Genomic DNA, 1,243 nt, shown 5'->3' on the forward strand with positions numbered 1-1,243 from the left:
TTGAAGCGGCTCAGGCCGTGATCGAAGAATCCGCGAAACTGTGCGGCGAAGTGCTGGCGCCGCTGAACGTAGAAGGCGACCGGAACCCGAGCAGCTGGAAAGACGGCGTGGTCACGGCCACGCCCGGTTTCGCCGATGCGTTTCGCCAGTTCGCCGCGGGCGGCTGGCAGGGCGTGCAGCATCCCGTCGAATACGAAGGCCAGGGGCTGCCCAAGCTGATCGCTGCGGCCTGCATCGAGATGCTCAATGCGTCGAACCTGTCGTTCGCGCTGTGCCCGCTGCTGACGGACGGCGCAATCGAGGCGCTGCTCACGGCAGGCAGCGAAGAACAGAAACGCGCCTACGTGCCGAAGCTGATCTCCGGCGAGTGGACGGGCACGATGAATCTCACCGAGCCGCAGGCGGGCTCCGATCTCGCGCTGGTGCGCACGCGTGCCGAGCCGCAGGGCGACGGTTTGTACAAGCTGTTCGGCACGAAGATATTCATCACGTGGGGCGAGCACGACATGGCGGAGAACATCGTGCATCTGGTGCTCGCGCGTACGCCGGATGCGCCCGAAGGCGTGAAGGGCATTTCGCTTTTCGTCGTGCCGAAGTTCACTGTCAACGACGATGGCTCGCTCGGCGAGCGCAACGACGTGCATTGCGTGTCGATCGAACACAAGCTTGGCATCAAGGCGAGCCCGACGGCCGTGCTGCAGTTCGGCGATCACGGTGGCGCGATCGGTCATCTGATCGGCGAGGAGAATCGCGGGCTCGAGTACATGTTTATCATGATGAACGCGGCGCGCTTTGCCGTCGGCATGCAGGGCGTCGCCGTGTCGGACCGCGCGTACCAGAAGGCCGTCGCGTACGCGAAGGAGCGCGTGCAGAGCCGGCCCGTCGATGGCTCGGCGAAGCAGGCCGTGTCGATCATCCATCATGCGGACGTGCGCCGCATGCTCGCAACGATGCGCGCACTCACGGAGGCATCGCGTACGCTCGCGTATGTCGCGGCGTCGCATTGCGATTTCGCGCACCGTCACCCCGACGAAGCGAAGCGTGCCGAACATCAGGCGATCTACGAGTACCTGGTGCCGATCGTGAAGGGCTGGAGCACGGAGCTGTCGATCGACGTGACGAGCCTCGGCGTGCAGGTACATGGCGGCATGGGCTTCATCGAGGAAACGGGCGCGGCGCAGTACTACCGCGACGCGCGCATCCTGCCGATCTACGAAGGCACGACAGCGATCCAGGCGAACGA

General features: G+C 64.8%; 1 protein-coding gene. It reads left to right on the forward strand.

Annotation, left to right across the window (positions count from 1 at the left end):
• Positions 1-1,243 (forward strand): acyl-CoA dehydrogenase family protein (locus BN2476_RS43825; RefSeq protein ID WP_143811235.1); only part of this gene is annotated, 1,243 nt, incomplete at both ends.

Origin of the sequence: Paraburkholderia piptadeniae (assembly GCF_900007165.1) — a bacterium.
Lineage (GTDB): Bacteria > Pseudomonadota > Gammaproteobacteria > Burkholderiales > Burkholderiaceae > Paraburkholderia > Paraburkholderia piptadeniae.